At 68.0% G+C, this 15,883-nt stretch carries 15 protein-coding genes; 12 read left to right on the top strand and 3 right to left on the bottom strand.

Annotation, left to right across the window (positions count from 1 at the left end):
* Positions 1–99 precede the first annotated feature (99 nt).
* Positions 100–1,152, bottom strand: coding sequence for a CobW family GTP-binding protein (locus tag QT382_RS17655; protein ID WP_289255396.1), 1,053 nt, complete (start codon positions 1,150–1,152; stop codon positions 100–102).
* 120 nt (positions 1,153–1,272) lie between these two features.
* Between QT382_RS17655 and QT382_RS17650 the strand changes: the two genes are divergently transcribed.
* From QT382_RS17650 to QT382_RS17620, 7 genes are all read left to right on the top strand, one after another.
* Positions 1,273–2,157: a CorC family transporter gene (locus QT382_RS17650; RefSeq protein ID WP_502929916.1), complete on the top strand. Its 885-nt coding sequence runs from the start codon at positions 1,273–1,275 to the stop codon at positions 2,155–2,157.
* 10 nt (positions 2,158–2,167) lie between these two features.
* Positions 2,168–3,682, top strand: a complete 1,515-nt coding sequence (gene lnt, locus QT382_RS17645) for an apolipoprotein N-acyltransferase (protein WP_289255395.1) — start codon at positions 2,168–2,170, stop codon at positions 3,680–3,682.
* Between the two features lie 61 nt (positions 3,683–3,743).
* A complete protein-coding gene (glyQ, locus tag QT382_RS17640) occupies positions 3,744–4,664 on the top strand; it encodes a glycine--tRNA ligase subunit alpha (RefSeq protein WP_289255394.1) in 921 nt (306 codons plus the stop codon).
* Positions 4,665–4,676: 12 nt separating this feature from the next.
* The gene (gene glyS / locus QT382_RS17635; protein ID WP_502929918.1) at positions 4,677–6,815 is read left to right on the top strand and encodes a glycine--tRNA ligase subunit beta; all 2,139 of its coding nucleotides are present in this window, start codon (positions 4,677–4,679) and stop codon (positions 6,813–6,815) included.
* Between the two features lie 13 nt (positions 6,816–6,828).
* Positions 6,829–7,470, top strand: coding sequence for a D-glycero-beta-D-manno-heptose 1,7-bisphosphate 7-phosphatase (gene gmhB, locus QT382_RS17630; protein ID WP_289255392.1), 642 nt, complete (start codon positions 6,829–6,831; stop codon positions 7,468–7,470).
* A complete protein-coding gene (locus QT382_RS17625) occupies positions 7,467–8,249 on the top strand; it encodes a lysophospholipid acyltransferase family protein (protein WP_502929915.1) in 783 nt (260 codons plus the stop codon). The genes gmhB and QT382_RS17625 overlap by 4 nt, the downstream gene beginning before the upstream one ends.
* A 30-nt stretch (positions 8,250–8,279) precedes the next feature.
* Positions 8,280–9,116, top strand: a complete 837-nt coding sequence (locus tag QT382_RS17620) for a M48 family metallopeptidase (RefSeq protein WP_289255391.1) — start codon at positions 8,280–8,282, stop codon at positions 9,114–9,116.
* Positions 9,117–9,288: 172 nt separating this feature from the next.
* Here the strand turns inward: QT382_RS17620 and QT382_RS17615 are convergent, their stop codons facing one another.
* Positions 9,289–10,347: an MBL fold metallo-hydrolase gene (locus tag QT382_RS17615; RefSeq protein ID WP_289255390.1), complete on the bottom strand. Its 1,059-nt coding sequence runs from the start codon at positions 10,345–10,347 to the stop codon at positions 9,289–9,291.
* A gap of 56 nt (positions 10,348–10,403) precedes the next feature.
* On the opposite strand from QT382_RS17615, the gene QT382_RS17610 reads away from it, so the two are divergent.
* From QT382_RS17610 to QT382_RS17590, 5 genes are all read left to right on the top strand, one after another.
* The gene (locus QT382_RS17610) at positions 10,404–10,844 is read left to right on the top strand and encodes a MerR family transcriptional regulator (protein WP_289255389.1); all 441 of its coding nucleotides are present in this window, start codon (positions 10,404–10,406) and stop codon (positions 10,842–10,844) included.
* An 86-nt stretch (positions 10,845–10,930) separates the two neighbouring features.
* A complete protein-coding gene (locus QT382_RS17605; protein ID WP_289255388.1) occupies positions 10,931–11,551 on the top strand; it encodes a hypothetical protein in 621 nt (206 codons plus the stop codon).
* Complete coding sequence (locus QT382_RS17600) at positions 11,548–11,799, top strand: helix-turn-helix transcriptional regulator (RefSeq protein WP_289255387.1); 252 nt, start codon at positions 11,548–11,550, stop codon at positions 11,797–11,799. Before QT382_RS17605 ends, QT382_RS17600 begins: the two co-directional genes overlap by 4 nt.
* 9 nt (positions 11,800–11,808) lie before the next feature.
* Positions 11,809–13,050 carry a serine hydrolase domain-containing protein gene (locus QT382_RS17595; protein ID WP_289255386.1) on the top strand — a complete coding sequence of 414 codons (1,242 nt, stop codon included), beginning with the start codon at positions 11,809–11,811 and terminating at the stop codon, positions 13,048–13,050.
* A gap of 153 nt (positions 13,051–13,203) precedes the next feature.
* Positions 13,204–13,815, top strand: coding sequence for a response regulator (locus QT382_RS17590; RefSeq protein WP_289255385.1), 612 nt, complete (start codon positions 13,204–13,206; stop codon positions 13,813–13,815).
* Here the strand turns inward: QT382_RS17590 and QT382_RS17585 are convergent.
* A complete protein-coding gene (locus tag QT382_RS17585; RefSeq protein WP_289255384.1) occupies positions 13,778–15,877 on the bottom strand; it encodes a response regulator in 2,100 nt (699 codons plus the stop codon). The two genes, QT382_RS17590 and QT382_RS17585, sit on opposite strands and share 38 nt — an antisense overlap.
* Between the last annotated feature and the right edge of the window lie 6 nt (positions 15,878–15,883).

Raw genomic sequence — 15,883 nt, 5'->3', positions numbered from 1 at the left:
CGCGGCGGATTGTAGCCATGCTTGTACGGGTCGAAACTGACGCCGCGTCCTGGGGCTTGCCAGGGGAGGGGCAACCCTCGGTTGCCGCCCAGCGCAGCCTCAGGCCAGGCAGCCTTCCAGGCCTTGCAAGAGGATGTCCTTGGGCAGGTCGATGCCGATGAAGACCATCTTGCTGCTCTTCTTTTCGTTCGGCAGCCACTTGGGTCCCAGGTCCGAGCCCATCAGCTGGTGCACGCCCTGGAAGATCACCTTCTTGTCCGTGCCCTTCATGTACAGCACGCCCTTGTAGCGCAGCATCTTGGGCCCGTAGACCTGGACGATGGCACCGAGGAAGTCCTCCAGCTTGGCAGGGTTGAAGGGCCGCTCCGTCTTGAACACGAAGGACTTCACGTCGTCGTCGTGCGCATGGTGGTGCGGATGGTCGCAATGCTCGCCGTGCTCATGGTCATGGTCATGGTGGTCATGATCATGGTCGTGGCCGTGCGGGTCGGCATTGAGGAAGTCGGGGTCGATGTCCAGCTTGGCATTCAGGTTGAAGCCGCGCTGGTCGAACACCTTGGCGATGGGCACGTCGCCGAAATGCACCCGCTGCTGCGGAGCGCGCGGGTTCATGTGCTTGATGCGGTGGGCCAGGGCCTCGACGGCGGCGTCGTCGCACAGGTCGGTCTTGCTGAAGAAGATCTGGTCCGCGAAACCGACCTGTCGGCGCGCCTCCTGGCGGTCGTTCAGCTGGTTCTCGGCATGCTTGGCATCGACCAGGGTCAGGATGGAGTCCAGCAGATAGGCCTCGGCGATCTCGTCGTCGATGAAGAAGGTCTGGGCCACCGGGCCGGGGTCGGCCACGCCGGTGGTCTCTATGACCACGCGCTCGAAGTCCAGCTCGCCCTTGCGTTTCTTGGCGGCCAGCTCGGCCAGCGTGCTGCGCAGATCCTCGCGGATGGTGCAGCAGACGCAGCCGTTGTTCATCTGGATGATCTGTTCCTCGACATCGTTCACCAGGATGTCGTTGTCGATGTTCTCTTCACCGAACTCGTTCTCGATGACGGCGATCTTCTGGCCATGGGATTCGGTCAGCACGCGCTTGAGCAGGGTGGTCTTTCCCGAGCCTAGGAAGCCGGTGAGGATGGTGACGGGGATGAGGGCTTGGGACATGGTCGAAATGCAGGGGAGAGCAGAGGCCCTCGCAAATGAGGGCGGCTGACTTTGGTTCAAGGGAAGGGCAATGTCAATCGGTTATTCTTGCCGCCTCCCCACTCAGGCACCGACGTCCTCGTGTCCGAACCTCAGCCTACTCGGCCCCCTCAGCATCGAGGGGGCGACAAGAAGTCTTCTTCTTCCGCCGAACCGCGGCGCCTGCTGGATCGCATCGTCGATTTCCTGCACCCCGGGCCGGACAGCAAGAGCGAACTGATAGAGACGCTGGCCGATGCCGAACAGCGCGAGCTGATCGAACCCGAATCGCGGCAGATGCTGGAAGGCGTGCTGCGCATGGCCGAGCTCAGCGCCGGCGATGTGATGGTGGCCGCGCCGCGCATGGACCTGCTCGACATCGAGTCGCCCTACGAGGACCTGCTGGGCCTGGTGATAGACACCGGCCACTCGCGCTTTCCGGTCTTTGAGGGCCAGCGCGACAACATCATCGGCATCCTGCTGGCCAAGGACCTCCTGAAGATCCAGCGCGCCCCGGAGCTGAACCTGCGGGCGCTGCTGCGGCCGACCGTCTTCGTGCCCGAGAGCAAGGGCCTGAACGAGCTGCTGCGCGACTTCCGCTCCAACCGCAACCACCTGGCCATCGTGATCGACGAATTCGGCAACACCGCCGGCCTGATCACCATCGAGGATGTGCTGGAGGAGATCGTCGGCGAGATCGAGGACGAGTTCGACGACAAGAACGGCGAATCCGGCCTCTACACCCTGGCCGACGGCAGCCAGCGGGTGGCCGGCGATGCCGCGATCGCGGCGGTCAACGAGGCCTTCTCGCTGCAGCTGCCGGAAGACGAGTTCGACACCATAGGCGGCCTGGTCGCCCACCAGCATGGCCGCGTGCCGCGGCGTGGCGAGGTGGTCGAGCTGGCCGGCCTGCGTTTTGCCGTCATGCTGACTCGCGGCGGTGCCGTGCGCTGGTTCAAGGTGACCCGCGCGGACACGGACGCCTGACGCGAGTCCGATGCTGCCGGCCGTCAATCGCAAACTGCTGCTGGGTCTGGACGTCTTGGGCGCCTGGCCGGTCGTGCTGCTGGCCGGCGTTCTGCATACAGCCTCCTTCTCGCCCGGCCATGCCTGGCCGCTGCAACTGCTGGCTGTCGCGCTGCTGGCCCATGCCAGCTGGGACCAGCGTCCGGCGCGCGCCTTCCGCCATGGCCTGGTGTTCGGCCTGGGCTGGCTGGCCTCGGGGCTGTGGTGGCTCTACATCAGCCTGCACGACTTCGGCCATCTGCCCTCGGTGCTGGCCGGGGCGGCCGTGCTGCTGCTGGCCTTCGTCCTCTCCTTGTATTACGGCGCCGCGCTGGCGCTGGCGGCCTGGCTGCGCGACGACCGGCATCCGGCCGTCCATGCCCTGGTCTGGGCCGGCTGCTGGCTGGCGGCGGAGCTGGCACGGGCCCAATGGCTGACCGGCTTTCCCTGGATCGCCAGCGGCTATGCCCATGCGGTCGGCCCGCTGGCCGGCTGGGCGCCCTGGGTCGGTGTCTACGGCATCGTGGCCCTGGCCGGTCTGCTGTCGGCCGGCGTGGCGGCGGCGCTGCGCTCTAGCGGCCGGGTGCTGATGGCGGCCCTGCTGCTGGTCGGCCTGGGCCTGGTGCTGCCGCAGCAGTTCACCGAGTCCAGCGGCAAGCTCCGCGTTTCGCTGCTGCAGCCCAATGTGCCGCAGGACCAGAAGTTCAATGCCGGGCTGATGGCCGACAACCTTGACAAGCTGGTCGGCCAGATCGAGGCGGCCCGCGGCCAGCTGGTGCTGACGCCGGAGTCGGTCGTGCCCCTGCCGATGGACTGGCTGGAGAAGGACTTCCCTGACCAGGCCGCCCGGTTGCGCAAGGCCGCCGCGGAGCGGCCGGTGCTGCTCGGCATCTTCCTGGGCAATCCGCAGGACGGCTATGTGAATTCGCTGCTGGGCCTGGGCACCGAGCAAGCCTACAGCTATGGCAAGCGCCACCTGCTGCCCTTCGGCGAGAGCATTCCGCCGGGCTTCCGCTGGTTCGTCAAGGCGCTGGGCATTCCCATGGACGACCAGGCCCGCGGCGACCACCAGCGCCCGCTGCCGGTGGCCGGCCAGCGCATACGCCCGCTGATCTGCTACGAGGACCTGTTCGGCGAGGACTTCGTCGCCAGCGTGCAGGACGATGCCGAGGCCGCGACCCTGCTGCTGAACGTCAGCAACCTGGCCTGGTTCGGGCCGCGCATGGTGCAGGACCAGCATCTGCAGTTCTCGCAGATGCGGGCGCTGGAATTCCAGCGGCCCTTCATCCGCTCGACCAATACCGGCGCGACCGCGGTGCTCGACCATCAGGGCAAGGTGCTTGCGCGGCTGCCGGTGGAAACGCGTGACCGGCTGGAGATCGAGGTCGAGGGCCGCCGGGGTGCGACGCCCTATGCGCGCTGGCTGGCCGCCGTCGGCCTGTGGCCCTTGTGGGCCCTTGCGCTGGCCCCCATCCTCTGGGCCTGGCGCGGCCGGCGGAAGCGCTGAACCCGGCCCGTAGAATCGGGGCCGATTTCCTACTCCGTCTGACCGAGAAGCGACCCCATCCATGCTGACCTTCCAGCAAATCATCCTGACCCTGCAGGACTACTGGTCCAAGCAAGGCTGCGCCCTGCTGCAACCATATGACATGGAGGTCGGCGCCGGCACCAGCCACACGGCCACCTTCCTGCGCGCGCTGGGTCCGGAGCCCTGGAAGGCCGCCTATGTGCAGCCCAGCCGCCGCCCCAAGGACGGCCGCTACGGCGAGAACCCCAACCGCCTGCAGCACTACTACCAGTACCAGGTGGTGCTGAAGCCGGCCCCGGCCAACATCCTGGAGCTGTACCTCGGCTCGCTCGAGGCCCTGGGCTTCGACCTGAAGAAGAACGACGTGCGCTTCGTCGAGGACGATTGGGAGAACCCCACGCTCGGTTGCTGGGGCCTGGGTTGGGAGGTCTGGCTGAACGGCATGGAAGTGACCCAGTTCACCTACTTCCAGCAGGTCGGCGGCATCGACTGCAAGCCGATCACCGGCGAGATCACCTATGGCCTGGAACGGCTGGCCATGTACCTGCAGGGCAAGGACAGCGTCTACGACCTGGTCTATACCGACGGCATCAGCTACGGCGACGTGTTCCACCAGAACGAGGTCGAGCAGTCGACCTACAACTTCGAGCACAGCGACGTCGACTTCCTGCTGGGCGCCTTCGCCGCGCATGAAAAGCAGAGCCAGCACCTGATGACTCAGCAACTGGCCCTGCCGGCCTACGAGCAGCTGCTCAAGGCCGGCCACAGCTTCAACCTCTTGGATGCGCGCGGTGCGATCAGCGTGACCGAGCGCGCCGCCTACATTGGCCGCATCCGCAACCTGGCGCGTGCCGTGGCCCAGAGTTATCTGGACAGCCGCGCGCGCCTGGGCTTCCCCATGGCGCCCAAGGCCTGGGCCGACGAAGTGATCGCGCAGATCGAGAAGAAGAAGGCGGCCTGAGCCATGACGACGATGGAAAAGAACCTGCTCATCGAACTGTTCGTCGAAGAGCTGCCGCCCAAGGCCCTGAAGAAGCTGGGCGAGGCCTTCGCGAGCGTGCTGGCCGACAGCCTCAAGGCCCAGGGCCTGGCGGGCGCCTCGGCCGTCGCAACCTCGTTCGCTTCGCCGCGCCGGCTGGGCCTGCATCTGACTGCCGTGGCCGCCAAGGCCGCCGACAAGTCCGTGCAGCTCAAGCTGATGCCGGTGGCCGTGGCGCTGGATGCCTCGGGCAATCCGACGCCGGCTCTCCTGAAGAAGCTGGCCTCGGTGGGTGCCGATGCCAGCGTGGTGCCGCAGCTCAAGCGTGCGCCCGATGGCAAGGCCGAGGCCCTTTTCCTGGACCAGCAGCTGGCCGGTGCCACGCTGTCCGAGGGTCTGCAGAAGGCGCTGGACGAAGCGCTGGCCAAGCTGCCCATCCCCAAGGTGATGAGCTACCAGCTGGCCGATGGCTGGACCGATGTGAAGTTCGTGCGCCCGGCCCATGGCCTGGTGGCCCTGCATGGCAGCGACATCGTGCCGGTGCAGGCGCTGGGCCTGAAGTCGGGCCGCGTGACCCGCGGCCACCGCTTCGAGGCCCTGGCCGAGACCGTGAACGTCGAAAGCGCCGACAGCTACGCCAGCCAGTTGCTGGAGCAGGGCGCGGTGATCGCTTCGTTCGAATCGCGTCGCGCCGAGATCCTGCGCCAGCTGAACGAGGCAGCCGCCAAGCAAGGCCTCAAGCCCATAGACGACGAGGCCCTGCTGGACGAGGTGACGGCCCTGGTCGAGCGGCCCAATGTGCTGACCTGCCAATTCGAGCCCGAGTTCCTGGCCGTGCCGCAGGAATGCCTGATCCTGACGATGAAGGCCAACCAGAAGTACTTCCCGCTGCTCGACGCGGCGGGCAAGCTGACCCACAAGTTCCTGGTCGTCTCCAACATCCGTCCGGCCGATGCTTCGGCTGTGACCGGTGGCAACGAGCGGGTCGTGCGTCCGCGCCTGGCCGACGCCAAGTTCTTCTTCGACCAGGACCGCAAGAAGAAGCTGCAGGACCGCGTGCCGGGCCTGGCCAAGGTGGTCTACCACGGCAAGCTGGGCACGCAGGGCGAGCGGGTCGAGCGGGTGCGCGCGATTGCCCATGCCATCGTCAACATGCTGCGCATGGCGACCCTGCCGTACACGGTCGAGGCCAAGGACGAGTTCGAGGTGCTGGACAGCAAGGTGCAGCAGGCCGCCGTGCTGGCCAAGGCCGACCTGCTGACCGACATGGTCGGCGAGTTCCCCGAGCTGCAGGGCATCATGGGCGGCTACTACGCCCGCCACGAAGGCCTGCGCGACGGCGTGGCCATCGCCATCGAGGACCACTACAAGCCGCGCTTTGCCGGTGACGCGCTGCCGCGCAACCACACGGGCACGGTCGTGGCCCTGGCCGACAAGCTGGAGACCCTGGTGGGCCTGTTCGGCATCGGCCAGCTGCCCACCGGCGACAAGGACCCGTTCGCGCTGCGCCGCCATGCGCTGGGCGTGATCCGCATCCTGGTCGAGAAGAACCTGCCGCTGGAACTGCCGGCCCTGCTGGAGGCCGCGCGTCCGGCCTTCGGCGAGCTGATCAACAACCCCAGCGAGGCGATGCTCACGTTCTTTGCCGACCGCCTGGCCGTCAGCCTGCGCGAGCAGGGCTACAGCGCGCAGGAGGTCGAGGCCGTGCTGGCGCTGGCGCCCGCGCGATTGGGTGAAGTGCCGCGTCGCCTGGCGGCCGTGCGAGCCTTTGCGGCCCTGCCCGAAGCCGCTTCGCTAGCCGCGGCCAACAAGCGCATCGCCAACATCCTGAAGAAGGTCGAGACGCCGGTCGAAGCCAAGGTCGTTCCTTCGCTGTTGAAGGAAGCGGCCGAGCAGCAGCTCGCCAATGCGCTGGCCACGGTCAAGCCGCTGGCCGACGGCATGTTTGCCAACGGCGAGTACGCGGCCTCGCTGAGCGAGCTGGCAGCGCTCAAGGGTCCTGTCGATGCCTTCTTCGACGACGTGATGGTCAACGCCGAAGACCCGCAGCTGCGCGCCAACCGCCTGGGCCTCCTGAAGAGCCTGCACGAGGCGATGAACCGCGTGGCCGACCTGTCGCGCCTGGCGGCCTGAGGAGCTGAGCAAGATGGGCATGCGTTCCGACCACGGCCACGGCACCAAGCTGGTCATCCTGGGCCGCGACGGGACGCTCAACCATTACCGCGACGACCATGTGAAGTCGCCCGACGAGCTGTGCCCGCTGCCCGGCGCGCTGGAAGCCGTGGCCCGGCTCAACCATGCGGGCTGGCACACGGTGATGGCGACCAACCAGCCCGGCATCGGCCGCGGCCTGCTGGACATGGCCTCGCTGAATGCGGTTCACCTGCGGCTGAACCAGCTGCTGGCCGAGAAGGGCGGGCGGCTCGACGCCGTGTTCTTCTGTCCGCACACGCCGGACGAGGGCTGCAGCTGCCGCAAGCCGCTGCCGGGCCTGCTGCAGCAGGTGGGCGAGCGCTTCGGCGTGGCCCTGGCCCAGGTCCACATGGTTGGCGCCTCTTTGCGAGACCTGCAGACGGCCCATGCGGCCGGCTGCATTCCGCACCTGGTCCGCGGTGATCGCCTGGCCTCGACCGACCAGGCCACCGTGGACGCGCTGCTGGCCCAGGTGCCGGGCAGCCAGGTGCATGACAGCCTGGCGAATTTCGCCGAATGGCTGATCCAGGAAGACCGCCGCGCCCGCGGCGAAACCGGCGGCACCGAGAGCCGCCCCGGAGACTTGAGCGAATGATCCTCCTGCATGCGCTGCGTTCGGCGCTGTTCATCGTCTGGCTGGCCGTGACGGTCGTTCCCGTGGCCCTGGCCGTGCTGCTGGTGTCGGTCTTCGTGCGGGGCAATCCGGTCTACTGGACCTGCGTGTTCTGGCTGCGGCTTTCAATCTGGGGGGCGCGCTGGATCTGCGGCGTGCGCTGGCGCGTCCAGGGCATGGACAACCTGCCCAGCGCCGAGCAGAGCGAATCGGCCGTGGTCCTGCTGGCCAAGCACCAGAGCACCTGGGAGACCTTTGCGTTCCCGACGCTGATGTCGCATCCGCTGGCCTATGTGTTCAAGCGCGAGCTGCTCTACATCCCGTTCTTCGGCTGGGCCATAGGCCGCACCGACATGATCCACATCGACCGCAGCAAGCGCGCCCAGGCCTGGAGCAAGGTGGCCGAGCAGGGCAGGAAGCTGGCGGCGCGCGGCATCTGGGTCATCATGTTCCCCGAGGGCACGCGCATCGCCCGCGGCAAGAAGGGCGAGTACAAGACCGGCGGCACACGGCTGGCCATCGAGACCGGCGTGCCGGTGGTGCCCATCGCCGCCACCTCGGCCCGCTGCTGGCCGCGCAAGAGCTTTCTGCTGCGGCCGGGCGTGGTGGACATCTCCATCGGCAAGCCCATTGCGTCGACCGATCGCGAGCCGGCCGAGCTGATGCGCGAGGTCGAGGCCTGGATCGAATCCGAGATGCAGCGTCTGGATCCCGAGGCCTATGCGCCGACGGCGACCCGTCAGGATGCCCTGGCCACCTGAGTGCCGGCACAACAGGACAGAATCAAGGCCATGCTGAAGAAACTCGCCGGCCTGCTGCAGACCCAGTTGCCGTTGTTCGAGACCGAAGCGGTCGTCCCGCCCGCGCCAGCGCGCGAAGCCGGGCCCGCGGCGCCGCGCGGCCGCCAGCTGCTGCTCGGCGAGCATCGCGTCGGCTACGAGCTGCGCCGCGCGCGCCGGCGCAGCATCGGCTTCGTCGTCAATCCCGATGGGCTCAAGGTCAGCGCGCCGCGCTGGGTCACTATCGCCGACATCGAGACCGCCCTGGTGCAGAAGCAGGACTGGATCCTGCGCAAACTGGTCGAGCAGCAGGAACGCCGGCGTCGCCTTGAGGCCGCACGGGTCGAATGGCGTGAGGGCGGCGAGCTGCCCTATCTGGGTCGCAAGCTGATCCTCTCGCTGCAGCCGCAGCTCAATGGTGTGCGCCTGCTTGATGCGCAGGTGGAAGGCGGGCTGCAACTGCTGGCCGTGGGCCTGCCGCATGCGGCCGAAGCTGCACAGATCCGCGATGCCGTCCATGGCTGGCTGCAGCGCCAGGCCAAGCCCTTGTTCCAGGCCCGCTGCGAGCATTTCGCGGCGGCGCTGGGCGTGAGCATGAAGTCGCTGCGCCTGTCCTCGGCACAGACCCGCTGGGGCAGTGCCAGTGCCGATGGTTCGGTGCGCCTGAACTGGCGCCTGATCCACTACGCGCCGGCCACCATCGACTATGTGGTGGCCCATGAACTGGCCCATCTGCGCGAGATGAATCACAGCCCGCGCTTCTGGGCCGTGGTGCGTTCGGTCCTGCCCGACTTCGAGCAGGCCAAGGACCTGCTTCGTGAGGAAAGCCTCACGGCATTTGCCGACTAGCGCACGCTTTGTCCGCAAGCCTGGCGAGCGGTCCCACCTAAGGGGGGTTGTTGGCAGGCTGCAAGGCCTTCAGACTCCCGCCCGTTGCTGTCATCACGAAGCATCCGCCCATGCAGGCAGATGCGCCAAGAATGGAAACGCCGCCGGCGCAGGGATGCCGGCGGCGAATTCCTCAAACCGGACTGAATCGATACACGCCGTCTGCCTCCAGACGGCGTTTCAGTTTTTGTGCCCGCCAAAGCGCATTCAGGTGCGCCACCGACTCACCCATCGCGAACGTGGTCTGGTGCAGGTCCAGCTTGCGCTTGAACAGCAGCTCCAGCAGCTCGGCCGCGTGGCAGGGCTTGGCGGCGCAGGCCTGCATCACTTCTTCCAGGCGCTCGCGATGGTGCTCCTGCAACTGATCGACGCGTGCATGCAGGCCACGGAAGGGCTTGCCATGCGAGGGCAGGACCAGGGTGTTCTCGGGCAGCGGCAGCAGCCTTTGCAGCGAGGCCAGGTACAGCGACAACGGATCGGCCTCGGGCTCCACGTCCACCACCGAGACATTGGTCGAGATGCGCGGCAGCAGCATGTCGCCTGAGATCAGCACTGCCAGCTCTTCGCAGAACAGACTGATGTGCTCGGGCGCATGGCCGTAGCCGACCATGCAGCGCCAGATGCGGCCGCCGATGGCGATCTCCAGCCCGTCCAGCAAGCGCCGGTAGCTGGCCGGCACGGCGGGCACCATGCTCGGGTAGTAGCTGCTGCGGGCGCGGATCTTGGCCAGCGAATCCGGGTCGGTGAGGCCATGGCTGCCGAAGAAGGCGGCGGCGGTCTCGCCGCCCATGCCAACCGTGGAACTGCTGGCGACGCGGGCGAGGTTGTAGTCGGTGGCGCTGATCCACAAGCGGCATTGCCACCGCTCGGTCAGCCAGGCCGACAGGCCCATGTGGTCCGGATGGAAATGCGTGACGATCACGCGCAGCACTGGCAGACCATCCAGGTGCTCGGCAAACACCTGCTCCCAGTTCGCTATCGTCGCGTCGCTGTGGATGCCGCAATCGACCACGGTCCAGCCGGGCCGCCCATCGATCTCGTCGCGCAGCAGCCAGAGGTTGATGTGGTCCAGCGCAAAGGGCAGGCCCATGCGGACCCAGCGCACGCCAGGCAGCAGGTCCAGCACCTGGCCTGGGGCGGGCAGGGCATCGCCCAGCGGATAGTGGAGTTCGTGTTCGCGCGGATTGGCCATGGTCCTGCCTGACTTAGACTTACGTTTACGTCAACGTGAGTCAGGCCAGTGTAGCCATGCCCCCCGCGTCCCGTTTGTCCCGCTCGCCGTCCAACGCCCTCCCGGATGGCCAGGGCCGGCTGTTCACCATCACCGAACTGGCGGCCGAGTTCGACATCACGCCGCGCGCGATCCGCTTCTACGAGGACATGGGCCTGCTGGAACCGGCCCGCGCCGGCCGCAACCGCGTCTACAGCCACCGCGACCGCACCCGCCTCAAGCTGACCCTGCGCGGCAAGCGCCTGGGCCTGTCGCTGCAGGAGGTCAAGCAGCTGGTCGACATGTACGACGCCGAGGGCGGCGCCGTGCCCCAGCTCAAGGCCTTCCTCGGCATCCTGGACCAGCACAAGCGCCAACTGCAGCAGCAGCTGGACGATATCGAGGTCACGCTGGCCGAGATCAGCCAGCATGAGGAGCGCTGCCAGGCGCTGTTGAAGCAGGCCGCCGCCAAGGCCTGATTCGTTTTCCCTTCGTTGCCCCGCTTGCCAGAGACGCAAGTTTGTATGTAAAGTAAACCGGACATTTAATCCGGTTGACCAGACATATGATCCTGATTCTTGCCCTGGCCCTGGGGAGTTGTTTGCTCGGCGCCCTGCTGGCCAGCGAGCTCTTGAGCTGGCTGCCGCTGCGGCCCGGTCTGCTGGGCCTGGCCCTGATGCTGTCCAGCGCCGTGCTGGCCCGTCGCCATTGGCAGCGCAGCCCGCAGGGTCCCGGGTCCGTGGAGCGGGCTTGCTGGCACGGGCTGGCCAGCTACAGCCTGCTGGCGGGCCATCTGGGCGGCCTGCTCTGGCGCCTGGGTCCGCAGCTGGACATGCACAGCCTGCGCGGCCATGCCTTGGCGGTGGACAGCTGGACCCTGATCCTCGGCGCCTTGCTGAGCTGGCAGATCGCCCGGGATCCGCAGCCGCTGCGCGATGAGCGCGACCGCCTGTTCCAGGCCGCGGCCCTGCGCACCGCCTGGCACGCGCTGACCGCTCTGCTGGTGATGCTGATCCTGGCCTTGGGCTTTGGCGAGCGCACGCCGGTGGCCGGCTTCAACCAGCCGCTGATCGCTCATCTCTTGATCCTGCTGCTGACCCTGGCCTGCGTCGTCCACGAGGCCGCGCAGCTGCGGCTGTACGGGCTAGAAGCAAGGCTAGAGGCGCAACGCGAGGCCGAGGCATGAGCGCCGCCCCCAAGCCGCCACCGGCCACGCCGGTGGACAACCTGCTGCGCCGCCTGCGCTTCGAGCACGGCGAGATGAGTCAGGAAGCGCTGGCCCGCGCCGTGGGCGTGACGCGCCAGACCATAGTCGCGCTCGAGGGCGGCCGCTATGCGCCGTCGCTGGAGCTGGCGATGCGCCTGTGCCACGTGTTCGGCCGCAAGGTCGACGAGGTCTTCTTCTGGCGCGACGGTGCGCCGCCTCCTCTCTAAGGAATCCCCATGACGCTGCTACCCAAGCAGTGGCGCTACCGGGCGCCGCTGGGAATCGCTGTCGCCTGCCTGGCCTGGGCCCTGTTCCGGATGTTCGAGCCGGTTCTGACCTGGAGTAGCGGCTGGCAGCCCCTGCCGGAGCAACAAGCCCAAGCCAGCAGTCGCTCCATGCCGGCCTGGAGCGGCACGGCGGCGCAGGCCGATGCGCTGCTCGCCGACGTCCGCCAGCGCCTGGATGCGCCAGCCTTGTCGGCGGCCGTGATGGTCGACGGTGAACCGGTCTGGGCCGGCGCCATCGGCCTGGCCGACATCGAGAGCGGCCGGGCCGCCGACCTGGAGACCCGCTTCCGCATAGGCAGCAGCTCCAAGGCGGCCACGGCGATGGCGATGGGCGTGCTGATGCAGCAGGGCCGCGTCGATATCGACAAGCCGGTCCGCGCGTACCTGCCCGAGTTGCCATCGCACTATGACGCCGTCACGCCTCGCCTGGCGGTCAGCCACCGGGCCGGCGTGCCCGACTACGGCCTGTGCCTGTGCTTCCCGATCTGGGAACACCGCAACCAGCGCCATTTCGACGGCGTGCGCGAGGCGCTTGGCGTCTTCGATCAGCGCCCGCTGCTGTTCGCGCCCGGCAGTGGTTTTCGCTACAGCAGCTATGGCAGCAACCTGGTCGGCGCCGTGCTCGAGGCCGCGGCCGGCAAGCCCTATGGCGAGTTGCTGGACGAGGCGGTGTTCAAGCCGCTGGGCATGAGCCGCAGCCGGCTCGATATCAGGGACGCGGCCGATCCGGCGCGGGCAGGCTTCTACGAGGTGACCGAGCATCGCTACAAGCGCTCGGACCCGGTCGACAACAGCATCCGCTACCCCTCGGGCGGCCTGCTTTCCACGCCCGCGGACATGCTGCTGCTGGGCCGGGCCTGGATGGAAGAAGGCCGCCTGCTCGACGCCGCCACGCGAGCCCAGCTGACCCTGCCGCAGAAGCTGGCCGACGGCAGCCCCAACCCGCAGGGCTATGCCCTGGGCATCCGCGTCGCGCCTCAGCGCGAGCTGCTGCAGGGCCAGCTGCGCACGCCCATGCTCAGCCACCATGGCACGGCGGTGGGCAGCACCTCGTACTTCGCGGTCTATCCGGAGCACCGGATGGTGGTGTCGGTGATGATGAACAAGGGCCAGGAGAACCTGGACGTGCTGGCGCCCGAGGCGACGCGGCTGACCGAGCTGTTCCTGGCCGAAGCCCGCAAGCGCCGCTAGCGGCAGCGCGCCAGAGAATCGATCAAAGCAGCCATAGTGGCCGCAAGATTCCTGAAATGGGCCGGATAGGGTCGGTTCCCTAGCGCAAAATTGCTCAAAAGGCGCAGCCCTGGAGTAGAGTCGCTCTGGTTTCGCAGGAATTGATTGATTGAAATGGCCGAACGTCCCCGCTCCTACACCACGGTTGAAGCCGCGCGCTTGCTGGGCATTTCACCGGCCAGCGTGCAGCGCTGGGTGGACGCCGGCCATCTGAAGGCCTGGAAGACGCTGGGTGGCCATCGCCGCATCGATGCCGACAGCGCCGACGCCTTTGTCGCGGCCCAGGGCGCCGGACTGCCCTTGCCGAGCCGCGTGGCCGAGCCGGCGCAGGCAGCCGCGGCCCAGCCCTTCACCGTCCTGGTCGTCGATGACGATCCGATCGCCCGCGAGTTGCTGGAAACGCAAGTTCGCATCGCCCAGCCGGGCGCCCAGCTGCTGCTGGCCGAGAACGGTTTTCAGGCGCTGCTGACCGTGGGCCGCGCGCGGCCCGACGTGGTGATCACCGACATGGTGATGCCCCACATGAACGGCCTGGAAATGATCCGTGAGCTGCAGGGCCAGGCCGAGCCGCCCTGCATCGTGGCCGTGTCCAGCCAGAGCCGCGAAAGCCTGGAGCGCCTGGGGCGCCTGCCCGAGGCCGTCCAGCTGCTGGCCAAGCCGGTAGACCAGGCCCTGCTGGCCGAGGCGCTCAGGCAGGCTGCGACTGGCCGGAGCCCGCGGCGCTGAGGGCCCGGGCGACCACACCCAGATGGTGTTCGAAATGCGCCAGCAAACCCGGCCATTGAGAGCGCTCCCCCTGGTCCAGGCCTTCCTGCAGGGCCCGGGCCGAACGGGCCAGGGCTTCGGCGCCAATGATGGCGGCGGTCGAGATCACGGTATGGGCCAGGCGCGAGGCGCTGGCCAGGTCGCCCTCCTCAAGCGCCAGCCGGATGGCCTCGGCATCGCCGAGCCGGGTCTCGGCAAAGCGGCGGCGGAATTTCTGCAAGAGGTCGGCCTGGCCCTGGCAATGCTGGAGCGCCCGCTGGTCGTCCAGCACCGGCGCGGTGGGCGTGCCCGAATCAGGCAGCCAGCGGGCCATCAACCTGAACAGCTCGTCCGGCCGCACCGGCTTGGGCAAGTGGTCGTTCATGCCGGCGGCACGGCAGCGCTCCAGGTCGGCCGGGATCGCCTGCGCCGTCATGGCAATCACCGGCAGGGCCTGCCAGTCGGGCTGGGCGCGCAGCCTGCGCGTGGCTTCGAGGCCATCCATCACCGGCATCTGCACATCCATCAGCACCAGGTCGAAGGGCTCGCTGGCCAGCCGCTCCAAGGCCTCGGCGCCATGCTGGGCGACCTGGACCTCGACGCCGCCTATGTCCCGCAAGAGGTCGCAGGCCAGCATCTGGTTGATGTCGTTGTCCTCAACCAGCAGCACGCGGCGGCCGCGCACGCGGGCCAGAGCCGCCGGGTCCAGGCCGGCGTGGCGGGCGTCCTCGGCCAGCTGCGGCCCAGGCGAGGCGAGCGCGGCCTGTTCCGCGGCTTCAGCCAGGCTCAGCGTGAAGCTGAATTCGCTGCCGCGGCCCGGTTCGCTGCAAACGCTGATCTGGCCGCCCATCAGCTCCACCAGCTGCTTGCAGATGGCCAGGCCCAGGCCCGTGCCGCCGTAGCGCCGTGTGATCGAGCTGTCGGCCTGCTCGAAGGGCTGGAACAGACGGGCGAGCTGCTCGGGCGTGAGGCCCGGGCCGGTGTCGGTCACGCTGAAGCGCAGCTGGCCGCTGGCCTCCTCAAGCGCCAGGCGCAGGACGACCTCGCCCTGCTCGGTGAACTTGACCGCATTGCCGGCCAGATTGATCAGCACCTGCGAGAGCCGCAAGGGGTCGCCGAGCCGGCGTTGCGGCAGCTCGGCCACGCCTTCGAGCCGCAGGGTCAAGCCTTTTTCCTCGGCCTTGAAGCCGACCACGGCCAGCACCTGGTCGAACAGGGCTGCCAGCTCGAACTCGGTCTGCTCCAGCGCCAGGCGGCCGGCCTCGATCTTGGAGAAGTCCAGGATGTCGTTGACGATGCCCAGCAGGGCCTCGGCCGCCGACTTGACCTGGCCGAGATAGCGCTGCTGGCGCGGGCCGGGGTCTGCATTGCGCAGCGCGAGGTCGCTGAGGCCCAGGATGGCATTCATGGGCGTGCGGATCTCGTGGCTCATCTTGGCCAGGAACTCGCTCTTGGCCTGGGTCGCCGCTTCGGCCGCATCGCGGGCCTGGCGCAACTGCTCGGTGCGTTCGATCACCCGCCGCTCCAGCTCGGCATTGAGTTGACGCATAGCCTCCTCGGCCGCCAGGCAACGCTGGATCTGCTCATAGGCGCGCAAGGCCGCCGTCAGGCTGCTGAGCAGGCGGGCGCGGTCCAGCTCGGACTTGGTGCGGTAGTCGTTGATGTCGTAGGCGCCGAAGATCTCCATCTCGGGCGCGTAGCCGGGCTGGCCGGTGCGCAGAATGATGCGGCAGGCGCTCATGCCGTGGTCGCGCCGCATGTGCTCCACCAGGCGCAGGCCCGAATGCATGTGCTCCATCACCACGTCCAGCAGCACCAGGGCGAAATCGCGGTCCTGCGCGAGCAGCTCACGGGTCTCGGCCTCGGAGTTCACATGGACCAGCTCCAGCGGCCTCCCGAGTATCTGCGCCCGGCGCAGCGCATAGCGGGTGGCGGCGTGGACTTCGCTGTCGTCGTCGACCACCAGGATGCGCCAGGGCGCTTGAGCGCTGGTTTCGGTCGGCGCGGCCGGCTGCAGCCTTATCAGGGGATCTTGTTCGTCCATGCCAAG

It is taken from the genome of Pelomonas sp. SE-A7 (genome assembly GCF_030345705.1).
Lineage (GTDB): Bacteria > Pseudomonadota > Gammaproteobacteria > Burkholderiales > Burkholderiaceae_C > JAUASW01.
This window is presented reverse-complemented; position numbering and strand designations above follow the sequence as displayed.

Coding starts and splice junctions, on each gene's coding strand:
- QT382_RS17655 (WP_289255396.1), bottom strand. CDS start 1,152: ATGTCCCAAGCCCTCATCCCCGTCACCATCCTCACCGGCTTCCTAGGC.
- lnt (WP_289255395.1), top strand. CDS start 2,168: ATGCTGCCGGCCGTCAATCGCAAACTGCTGCTGGGTCTGGACGTCTTG.
- glyQ (WP_289255394.1), top strand. CDS start 3,744: ATGCTGACCTTCCAGCAAATCATCCTGACCCTGCAGGACTACTGGTCC.
- glyS (WP_502929918.1), top strand. CDS start 4,677: ATGGAAAAGAACCTGCTCATCGAACTGTTCGTCGAAGAGCTGCCGCCC.
- gmhB (WP_289255392.1), top strand. CDS start 6,829: ATGGGCATGCGTTCCGACCACGGCCACGGCACCAAGCTGGTCATCCTG.
- QT382_RS17625 (WP_502929915.1), top strand. CDS start 7,467: ATGATCCTCCTGCATGCGCTGCGTTCGGCGCTGTTCATCGTCTGGCTG.
- QT382_RS17620 (WP_289255391.1), top strand. CDS start 8,280: ATGCTGAAGAAACTCGCCGGCCTGCTGCAGACCCAGTTGCCGTTGTTC.
- QT382_RS17615 (WP_289255390.1), bottom strand. CDS start 10,347: ATGGCCAATCCGCGCGAACACGAACTCCACTATCCGCTGGGCGATGCC.
- QT382_RS17610 (WP_289255389.1), top strand. CDS start 10,404: ATGCCCCCCGCGTCCCGTTTGTCCCGCTCGCCGTCCAACGCCCTCCCG.
- QT382_RS17605 (WP_289255388.1), top strand. CDS start 10,931: ATGATCCTGATTCTTGCCCTGGCCCTGGGGAGTTGTTTGCTCGGCGCC.
- QT382_RS17600 (WP_289255387.1), top strand. CDS start 11,548: ATGAGCGCCGCCCCCAAGCCGCCACCGGCCACGCCGGTGGACAACCTG.
- QT382_RS17595 (WP_289255386.1), top strand. CDS start 11,809: ATGACGCTGCTACCCAAGCAGTGGCGCTACCGGGCGCCGCTGGGAATC.
- QT382_RS17590 (WP_289255385.1), top strand. CDS start 13,204: ATGGCCGAACGTCCCCGCTCCTACACCACGGTTGAAGCCGCGCGCTTG.
- QT382_RS17585 (WP_289255384.1), bottom strand. CDS start 15,877: ATGGACGAACAAGATCCCCTGATAAGGCTGCAGCCGGCCGCGCCGACC.